The organism is Rhizobacter sp. (assembly GCF_046595475.1).
Taxonomy (GTDB): Bacteria; Pseudomonadota; Gammaproteobacteria; order Burkholderiales; family Burkholderiaceae_C; genus Rhizobacter.
Genome location: NZ_JBKJOQ010000045.1, coordinates 137,655 through 146,936 on the forward strand (window position 1 = coordinate 137,655; position 9,282 = coordinate 146,936).

10 protein-coding genes are annotated in these 9,282 nt (G+C 65.9%); 5 read left to right on the plus strand and 5 right to left on the minus strand.

Translation table 11 applies throughout. The features are described 5' to 3' along the window. The first annotated feature begins 95 nt into the window (after positions 1-95). Positions 96-1,688: a DEAD/DEAH box helicase gene (locus tag AC30QB_RS08750; protein WP_489545820.1), complete on the plus strand. Its 1,593-nt coding sequence runs from the start codon at positions 96-98 to the stop codon at positions 1,686-1,688. A gap of 70 nt (positions 1,689-1,758) precedes the next feature. On the opposite strand, the gene AC30QB_RS08755 is transcribed toward AC30QB_RS08750, so the two are convergent. Continuing rightward, entirely contained in the window at positions 1,759-2,649 is an 891-nt protein-coding gene (locus tag AC30QB_RS08755) for a transglutaminase family protein (protein WP_489545821.1), read from the minus strand. Positions 2,650-2,729: 80 nt separating this feature from the next. Continuing rightward, a complete protein-coding gene (locus AC30QB_RS08760; RefSeq protein ID WP_489545822.1) occupies positions 2,730-3,077 on the minus strand; it encodes an FKBP-type peptidyl-prolyl cis-trans isomerase in 348 nt (115 codons plus the stop codon). A gap of 146 nt (positions 3,078-3,223) precedes the next feature. Between AC30QB_RS08760 and AC30QB_RS08765 the strand changes: the two genes are divergently transcribed. Next, positions 3,224-3,787, plus strand: a complete 564-nt coding sequence (locus AC30QB_RS08765; protein WP_489545823.1) for an NADPH-dependent FMN reductase — start codon at positions 3,224-3,226, stop codon at positions 3,785-3,787. Here AC30QB_RS08765 and gluQRS read toward each other — a convergent pair. Both gluQRS and AC30QB_RS08775 read right to left on the minus strand, forming a co-directional pair. Beyond that, a complete protein-coding gene (gene gluQRS, locus AC30QB_RS08770; RefSeq protein WP_489545824.1) occupies positions 3,748-4,668 on the minus strand; it encodes a tRNA glutamyl-Q(34) synthetase GluQRS in 921 nt (306 codons plus the stop codon). The genes AC30QB_RS08765 and gluQRS overlap by 40 nt on opposite strands. Next, on the minus strand, positions 4,668-5,672 hold the full coding sequence (locus AC30QB_RS08775) for a LysR family transcriptional regulator (protein ID WP_489545825.1): 1,005 nt from the start codon (positions 5,670-5,672) through the stop codon (positions 4,668-4,670). The genes gluQRS and AC30QB_RS08775 overlap by 1 nt, the downstream gene beginning before the upstream one ends. Before the next feature lie 93 nt (positions 5,673-5,765). Between AC30QB_RS08775 and AC30QB_RS08780 the strand changes: the two genes are divergently transcribed. Next, the gene (locus AC30QB_RS08780; protein WP_489545826.1) at positions 5,766-6,467 is read left to right on the plus strand and encodes a pirin family protein; all 702 of its coding nucleotides are present in this window, start codon (positions 5,766-5,768) and stop codon (positions 6,465-6,467) included. Between the two features lie 29 nt (positions 6,468-6,496). After that, a complete protein-coding gene (locus AC30QB_RS08785) occupies positions 6,497-7,057 on the plus strand; it encodes a flavodoxin family protein (RefSeq protein WP_489545827.1) in 561 nt (186 codons plus the stop codon). Here the strand turns inward: AC30QB_RS08785 and AC30QB_RS08790 are convergent. Then, complete coding sequence (locus tag AC30QB_RS08790; protein ID WP_489545828.1) at positions 7,054-7,383, minus strand: DedA family protein; 330 nt, start codon at positions 7,381-7,383, stop codon at positions 7,054-7,056. The two genes, AC30QB_RS08785 and AC30QB_RS08790, sit on opposite strands and share 4 nt — an antisense overlap. Positions 7,384-7,468: 85 nt before the next feature. On the opposite strand from AC30QB_RS08790, the gene dnaE reads away from it, so the two are divergent. After that, positions 7,469-9,282, plus strand: a 1,814-nt coding sequence (gene dnaE, locus AC30QB_RS08795) for a DNA polymerase III subunit alpha (protein WP_489545829.1), incomplete at its 3' end; no start/stop codon positions are given.

Consider the following 9,282-nt stretch of genomic DNA (forward strand, 5'->3'; position numbering starts at 1 on the left):
CTTCTCCCCAGCGACTGATCTGCAGGCAATAGGCCTGTGGTGCCCTTGCGTGCCCTCTGTGGCGTGCAGGCACCGACATGTGAAGAAAGAAAACGATGAGTTTCGAAACCCTGGGTCTCCAAGAAGCCCTGCTCCGCGCCGTGACCGATTCGGGTTACACCACCGCCACCGAAGTGCAATCGCAGGCTATTCCGCCCGCGCTGGAAGGCAAGGACCTGATGGTCTCGGCCAGCACCGGCAGCGGCAAGACCGCTTCCTTCGTGTTGCCTGCGCTGCAACGCATCCTCGCGGCCCGCGGCGACAACACCAAGCGCCGTGAAAAGGGCGTGGTCTACGGCCCGCGCATCTTGGTGCTGGCTCCCACACGTGAACTGGCCATGCAAGTCGACAAGGCTGCCGTGACCTACGGCCGCCATGTGCAAGGCCTTCGCGTCACCACCGTCGTCGGCGGCGTGCCTTACGGCGCCCAGCTGAAGGCGCTGCGCGGCCCGCTCGACATCCTGATCGCGACCCCTGGCCGCCTGATGGACCACATGCAATCGGGCAAGGCGATTCTCGACAGCGTCGAGATGCTGGTGCTCGACGAAGCCGACCGCATGCTCGACATGGGGTTCATTGATGACATCCGCCACATCGTCGACAACCTGCCGCAAGATCACCAGACGGTGATGTTCAGCGCAACCTTCGGTGGCCACGTGGGCCGCCTGGCGCAAGACCTGCTGCGCGACCCGCTGCGCATCGACGTGGCCTCGCAAACCGACACCCACGAAAACATCGAGCAGCGCCTGCACTGGGCCGACAACAAGCATCACAAAGACGCCTTGCTCGACCACATCTTGACCGGCAAGGAAATGGAGCAGGCCGTGGTGTTCACCAGCACCCAGCGTGACGCTGACTGGCTCGCCGACCGCTTGGCCGACATGGGCCACGCTGTGGCTTCTTTGCACGGCGGCATGCCGCAAGGCCGCCGAACCCGCGTGCTGCAAGGCCTGCGCAACAAGCAGCTTAAGGTGTTGGTTGCCACCGACGTGGCTGCCCGCGGCATTGACGTGCCGAGCATCAGCCACGTGATCAATTACGGCTTGCCGATGAAGGCCGAAGACTATGTGCACCGCATCGGCCGCACTGGCCGTGCCGGCCGCAATGGTTTGGCTGTGACGCTGGCTGAGCGTATGGACAGCGGCATGATCCGCCGCATCCAGCAGTTCACCACGCAAAATATTCCGGTCGCGACCATCGTTGGCCTGGAGCCCAAGAGCCCCGAGCCGCGCATGTTTGCCCCGCGTGCTGACAGCAAGTTTGGCGGTGGCGCCAAGCCTTTCGGCCAAGGCCGTCCGCCGGGCCCGAGCAAGAGCTTTGGTCACAACAAGCCCTTCGGCAAACCCGCTCATCAGCGTGCCGGCGAAGGCTTCCCGCCGCGTGACCGTGCACCGTTTGACCGTGATCGCGCACCGATTGACCGTGACAGCGCGCCGCACAATCGCTTCAGCACTGATCGCCCGAACGACCGCCACAACAGCGTGTTCGTTCCCAGTGGGCATCAGGCGCCGCGCAGTGGTGGTGCTTTCGACCGCGCACCCATAGACCGCAACGCCGGTGGCTTCGCTCCGCGCAAGCCGGCCGGCGCGCCGGCCAAGGGCGGCTTCAGCAAGCCGCAGCGCCCACGCCCAGGTGGTTTCAGCCGCTGATCGGCTCACGCCGTTGTGAAAAAGGGCTCGCATTGCGAGCCCTTTTTTTGTTCGTCTCAGGCGTTTGAATTCAAATGCGCTTGACGCGCACGTCGACTTGCAGCCCAAGATACGCATCGGCCTCGCCGTACCAGCTGCCAGAGATGGGGGCAGCCTGCCGCGGGTCGCGCGACACCCCCACCCGCACCAGGTGGTACCCGCCCAGCAAGTTGTTGGTCGGATCGAACGGCACCCAACCCGCACCCGGCAGGTAGGCCTGCAGCCAGGCATGCGTGGAACCTGCGCCGACCACGCCGGGCTCGCCATCGGCAGTGTCTTCGTCCAGGGTGGGGTCGTACAGGTAGCCTGAGACAAAGCGCGTCGCCACGCCCAGGCGTCTCGCTGCTTCCATCATCAGCAACGCGAAGTCACGGCAGCTGCCGCTGCCGAGCGCCAGTGTGATGAGAGGGCTTTGGGTGCCTTCGTCGTCGCGTGCCGCGTAGTTGAGCTCGTCGCGGATGTACTGGTTCATCTGCACCAGCAGGTCGCGCGTGCCGGTGGGGCCGTCGTCGCGGATGAACTGGCGCGCCCAGGCCGTGAGCTTGCCTTCGGCGTCGTCGTAATGCGGGCGCAGGTAGTGCTCGAGATCGAAGCGCTCGTCCACCGAGTAGGCAAACGGGAAAAACTCTGCCGTTGGCGACAGCGGCAATTCGAGGTTGTTGCTGTGCGCATGCTCAATCGTGAATGAGCAGACGATCTTCAGCTCGGTCGCTTCACCCTGCGGCTGCACCAGCGCCACAGAGTTGGAGTGCGGGTCTTGGATCATGCGCACCAGCGCTTCGGGGCTCACCACCAGGTCGGTGGCGAGCACCCGCAAGTCGTGGCTCTCGCGCGGGCGAAACATCACCCGGTGCTCGCCGAAGGTCACTGGCTTGGCGTAGCGGTAGGTCGTGGTGTGGGTGATGTCGTACCGTACAGACATGGTGTGCGCGATCTCGTGGTTGGCACACAGTGTGTGTCGCAGATCATCTGATGTCTGTAGGTGGCGGGTGGACGGTGTTGTCAGACGCCGAGCAACTCGACCTCGAACATCAACGTCGCGTTGGGCGGTATCGCGCCGCCGGCGCCGCGTGCACCATAACCAAGCGCGGGTGGGATGACGAGCAGGCGCGTGCCGCCAACCTTCATGCCTTGCACGCCTTCGTCCCAGCCCTTGATGACCATGCCTGCGCCCAAGCCGAAGTCGAACGGGTCGCCGCGGTCTTTGCTGCTGTCGAACTTGGTGCCCTTGACGCCTTCGTTGTAGAGCCAGCCCGTGTAGTGCACGGTCACGTGCTGGCCGGCCTGGGCTTCAGCGCCGGTGCCGGGTGTGGTGTCTTCGTACTGGAGGCCGGAGGCGGTGGTTTGCATGGTGTCACCTGAATGGTTTGTAAAGGCGACGATGCTACCCGCACGCGGGCAACGCGAGAGACCAGCGCAGCAGCGCGGGCAAAGATCGCCATTCGCAAGGAGGTGCCAGGCCAGGCCTACAGTGACCCGCTTTGAGAGGGGTTTTCATGAGCGATCAACTCAAGGTGGCGGTGCTGGTGGGCAGCCTGCGCAAGGATTCGATCAACCGCAAGCTTGCCCTCGCGCTGGCGAAACTCGCTCCGTCGCGGCTGAGCTTCGAGCACCTCGTGATCGGCGACTTGCCGCTCTATGTGCAGGATCGCGATGCCAACCCGCCCGAGCCGGTGGCGCGCCTCAAGCGCGAGATCGAAGCGGCCGATGCGCTGCTCTTCGTTACCCCGGAATACAACCGCTCGATTCCTGGCGTGCTCAAGAATGCGATCGACTCGGCATCGCGCCCCTACGGCAAGAACTCATTTGCGCGTAAGCCTGCTGGCGTGATTGGCGCCTCGGTCGGCGCCATCGGCACCGCGATGGCGCAGCAGCATTTGCGCAACGTGCTGGCTTATCTCGATGTACCGACCCTGGGCCAGCCAGAAGCCTTCATCCATTTTTCTGAGGGCCTGATCGACGATGCAGGCAACGTCAGCAACGACGGCACGCGAAAGTTTTTGCAAACCTGGGTCGACCGCTACGTGGGCTGGGTCGATTCGCTGCGCTCGGCGCGCTGAACGCGCCAGGCCGTTACCGCTTCGGCCAGCCAGTCAGGCAAGGTGGCCGCCGCGGTGCCGATGTCGGGCAGGCCCAGGGCCTGTGCGGCACGGCGCAGGGCGATGAGCGGCGCGCTGGTGTCCAGGCTCAGCGCACCGTTTTGCTTTGAAAGCTTTTCGCCGTTGGCACCCAACACCAGCGGCGCATGCAGGTACACCGGAGTGGGCAGGCCCAACAGGCGCTGCAGGTGAATTTGCCGTGGCGTGTTGTCGGTCAGGTCTTCCCCGCGCACGACGTGGGTGATCCCTTGTGCGGCATCGTCAACCACCACCGCGAGTTGGTAGCTCCACAGCCCGTCTGCGCGTCTCAGCACAAAGTCGCCCACGGCTTGCGTGAGGTTTTGATGCTGCGGGCCGAGCCGGCGATCGTGCCAATCGATGAGCACCTCGGCGTCATCGTCATCGCCGGTGAGCATGCGCCACGCGCGTGCAGGCTTCCCCTTCAAACCGTGCCGGCAAGTGCCCGGGTACGCCAGCTCGCCATGTCGCGGTTTGCTGCGGCCCGCGCTCGCCAGCGCTTCAGCGATGTCACTGCGCGAACAGCCACAAGGGTAGGCGTGATGGCCCTCTGTCAACTGATCCAGAGCGACCTGATACAGCGCGCCGCGTTGCGATTGCCACTGGGGTGGTTCGTCCGGGAGCAGGCCGCAGGCCGCGAGCTGTGACAGGATCTGTGCGTCGGCACCGGGCACGCAGCGCGGCGTGTCCACATCTTCCATGCGCACCAGCCACACCCCGCCATGCGCGCGGGCATCGAGCCAGCTTGCCAGCGCGGCCACCAGCGAGCCGGCGTGCAGCGCACCGGTGGGTGAAGGCGCGAAGCGGCCACGGTAGCCCGCCATCAGCCGCCCAGTGGAATGCGGCTGCCATGCCGCTCAAGCAAGGCCTTGCGCGTGGCAGCGCTCTCCAGTTGAGCCAGCCACCAGCGCAGGGCCAGGCCGAGCTGCGGTTTGCGGCTGGTGCTGCCGGCGGGCGCGCTGCGCCATGCATAGCTCATTCGGGCGTTGAGCGGTGGGCGTTGCACGGCCTTGGCCACCAGATGGCCGGCCGCAAGGTGCTCGCGCACCATGGGCTCGGGGATGAAGCCGCAGCCCATGCAACGCAGCAGGGCTTCGATCTTGGCGGGCATGGTGGCCACGGTCAGTACGTCTTGCCCAGGTTGCAGGTTGACCGTGAGCGGTGCAAAGCGCTGCGCCGAATCGGCCACGGCCACGGCGCGGTGGCGCATCAGCTCGGCGTCGCTGATGGCTTCGTTGGCGGCTGCCAGCGGGTGGTGGGGCGCCACGGCGAACACGAAGGGTATGGCGCCCAGTGTCTGCATCTGTATGCCGGCGGGTGGCGTCAGATCGCTGCCCACGCCGATGGCCAAATCGGCCTGGCCGCTGACCAGTGCCTCCCAGGTGCCCGCCATGATCTCGCTGCGCAGGCGCAGGCGCGTACCGGGCCCGCTGCGGCCCGGGTCGCCACCCTCGGGCTTCAAGACGTAGAAGGCTTCGCACAGCTCGAACAGCGTGACCCGCGAAATGGCGCCGTCGGCCGCTACCGTGAGCTGCGTTTCCCAGCCCGTGGCCACACGTTTGACGCGGTTGGCCACGGCGTCCACCTGCTCCAGCAGCCGGCGACCTTCGTTGAGCAGCTCTTCGCCCGCGGCGGTGAGCTTGGCCTGGCGCGAGCGGCGGTCGAACAGCAACACGTCGAGCGCGTCTTCGAGCTGGCGCACGTTGTAGGTGAGGGCCGACGGCACCTTGCCCAGCTCGCGGGCGGCTGCGGCAAAGCTGCCGGTGCGCGCAATGACGTCCATCATCGCCAGGGCTTCGGGGGTGAGAACGTTGCGGGCGTTGAGCATGCGTTCATCTTATTTGAACGAAGGCTTCAACCAAGAGCGGTTCTCGGGCCGCCCGCCGAGGTCTAAATTCAAAGGCTGGAAAGGGCCAACACCATGATCTCGATTCGCAAATCTTCTGAACGCGGCCACGCCGACCACGGCTGGCTCAACTCATATCACAGCTTCTCGTTCGCCGACTACTACCACCCCGAGCGCATGGGCGTGGGCAACCTGCGCGTGATCAACGAAGACCGCATCGCTGCCGGCACCGGCTTCGGCACCCACAGCCACCGCGACATGGAAATCGTCAGCTACGTGCTCGACGGCGCGATAGGCCACAAGGACAGCATCGGCAACGGCGCCACGATCGTTCCCGGCGAGGTGCAGCGCATGAGCGCGGGCAGCGGCATTTCGCACAGCGAATCCAACCAAGCGCCCGACAAGACCACGCACTTCCTGCAAATCTGGCTGCTGCCCAACGCCCAGGGCATCACCCCCGGCTACGAACAGAAGGCTTTTGCCGACGCCGAAAAGCGTGGCCGACTGCGTCTGGTGGCCTCGCCCGACGGCCGTGACGGCTCGGTGACGATCCATGCCGATGCGTCGATGCACGCCGGCCTGTTCGATGGCGCCGAGCGCGCCGAACTCGCGCTCGATCCGCAGCGCCTGGGCTACGTGCACCTGGTGCGCGGGCAAGCCAGCATCAACGGCCAGACGCTGCAGGCGGGCGACGCCGCCAAGCTCGATGGCGAATCGCGGCTCGTGATCGAACAAGGCCATGGCGCCGAAGTCATCGTTTTCGACCTCGCCAGATAAGTTTTCATCGTTTTCAACTGGAGCAGTTCATGCGCAAGCAGATCGTCATCGTTTATCACAGCGGCTACGGCCACACCCAAAAGGTCGCCGAAGCGGTGGCTGCCGGCAGCGGCGGCACCCTGCTGGCCATCGACGCCGAAGGCAACCTGCCGGCGGGTGGATGGGAGCAACTGGCCGCGGCCGACACGATCGTGTTCGGCCCGCCGACCTACATGGGCAGCGTGAGTTGGCAGTTCAAGAAGTTCGCCGACGCCTCCTCCAAGCCCTGGTTCAGCCAGGACTGGAAGGACAAGCTGTTCGCCGGCTTCACCAACAGCGCGGCGATGAACGGCGACAAGTTTTCCACGCTCAACTACATGTTCACGCTGGCGATGCAGCACGGCGGTATCTGGGTCGGCCTGGGCGTCCTGCCGAGCAGCAGCAAGGCTGCGACGCGCAACGACGTCAACTATCTCGGTTCGTACAGCGGTGCGATCGCCCAGTCGCCGTCGGATGCTTCGGTGGCCGACATGCTTCCGGGCGACCTCGAAACCGCGCGCGGTTTCGGCCGGCGTGTGGCGGAAGTTGCCGCCCGCCTGCGGCCCTGCTAGTCTGGCCTCTGGCAAGGAGGCGCAATGTCCCGCAGTAACCAGCAGGGCGCCCCGGCCCAGAGCCCGGCGCCGATTGCCGCTGCTGCGAGGAAGCTCGGAAGCGGCATGCGCAGCGAACCGGCGATGGGCGGCGCCACGGTCGAAAATCCGGGCACGAACTCGGCGACGACCAGTGACCACACGCCCCAGCGCAGGAAGCGCGGCTCGGTCTGCGTGACACAGGAGCCGGGGTTGATCGACAACCGGCACAGGGCCGACAGCACGCGGTAGCCGTAGACGCGGCCGGCCAGGTACCAGAGCCAGTCCGCGACCACCGAAGCCAGCACGGCGGCCAGCAGCGGCAGCGCGGCCCCGTGGCGACCAGGCGGGAGTCAGCCGCTATAAGCGCCGGGCCCGCCCGTAAAATGGCGCATGTTTGTCCACCTGCGCCTGCACACCGAATTTTCCGTCGTCGACGGCACCAACCGGATCGACGAAACCGTCAAGACCGCCGCGGCCGACGGCCAGCCGGCGCTGGCAATCACCGACCTGAACAATCTGTTCGGTGGCATCAAGTTCTACAAGGAAGCGCGCTCGGCCGGGGTCAAGCCGCTGGTCGGCGCCGAGATCATGATGCAGGGCCTGTCGAAGGACCCCACGGTGCTCTCGCGCATGGTGCTGCTGGTGCAGAACCGCCAGGGCTACCTGAACCTGTGCGAGCTGCTGTCGCGGGCCTGGACCCGCAATGCGGTGAAGAACCAGGCGGTCTGCAAGCCCGAGTGGCTGCGGGAACTGGGGGAAGGCCTGATCGCGCTGTCCGGCGCGCAAGCCGGCCCGGTCGGCCAGGCGCTGGTGCAGGGCGACGAGCAGCGCGCCGGCGAGGTGGCGCTGGAGCTGGCATCGATCTTCCCGCACCGCTTCTACATCGAGCTGCAGCGTGCCGGCCGCCCCGACGACGAACCGCACGTCGCGGCCGCGGTGCAGCTGGCCGCCCGGACGGGATTGCCGGTGGTCGCGACCCATCCGGTGCAGTTCACCAGGCCAGACGATTACGAGGCGCACGAAGCGCGCGTGTGCATCGCCGAGGGCGAGATCCTCGGCAACCAGCGCCGGGTGCGCAGATTCACGCGCGAGCAGTCCTTCAAGTCCGCCGCGCAGATGGAGCAGCTGTTCGTCGACGTGCCGAGCGCGATCGCCAACACGCTGGAGATCGCGCGTCGCTGCAACCTGGTGCTGGAGCTTGGCAAGCCGCGGCTGCCGGCCTTCCCGACCCCGGACGCGATGCCGATCGAGGAGTATTTCCGCGTCGCGTCGCACGACGGGCTGACCGAGCGGATGCTGCGCCTGTATCCTGACCCGGCGCAGCGAGCGAAGGAGCTGCCGCGTTACGTGGAACGGCTCGAGTTCGAGATCAACACGATCCTGAAGATGGGCTTTCCGGGTTACTTCCTGATCGTGGGCGACTTCATCAACTGGGCCAAGAACAACGGCTGCCCGGTGGGACCGGGCCGGGGCTCTGGCGCCGGCTCCCTGGTCGCTTACTCGCTCAAGATCACCGACCTCGACCCGCTGCAATACAACCTGCTGTTCGAGCGCTTCCTCAATCCGGAGCGGGTGTCGATGCCCGACTTCGACATCGACTTCTGCCAGACCAACCGCAACCTGGTGATCGATTACGTCAAGGACAAGTACGGCAAGGAGGCGGTCAGCCAGATCGCCACTTTCGGCACCATGGCTGCGCGCGCGGCGATCCGCGACGTCGGCCGGGTGCTGGACATGAGCTACACCTTCTGCGACGGCATCAGCAAGCTGATCCCCAACAAGCCGGGCCAGCACATCACCATCGCCGACGCCATCAAGCAGGAGCCGGTGCTGGCCGAGCGGCTGGAAAAAGAGGACGACGTCAAGACGCTGCTGGCGCTGGCGCAGAAGCTCGAGGGCATGACGCGCAACGTCGGCATGCACGCCGGCGGCGTGCTGATCGCGCCGGGCAAGCTGACCGATTTCACGCCGCTGTACCAGCAGCCGGGCAGCGATTCGGCGGTGAGCCAGTACGACAAGGACGACGTGGAGGCGGCCGGCCTGGTCAAGTTCGACTTCCTGGGGCTCGCGACATTGACGATCCTGGAGATTGCCCGCGAGTTCATCGTCGGCCGGCACCAGGGGCAGGAGAATTTTCGCTTCGAGGACATCGCGCTCGACGACGCGGCCACCTACAAGCTGTTCTCCGACGGCAAGACCGAGGC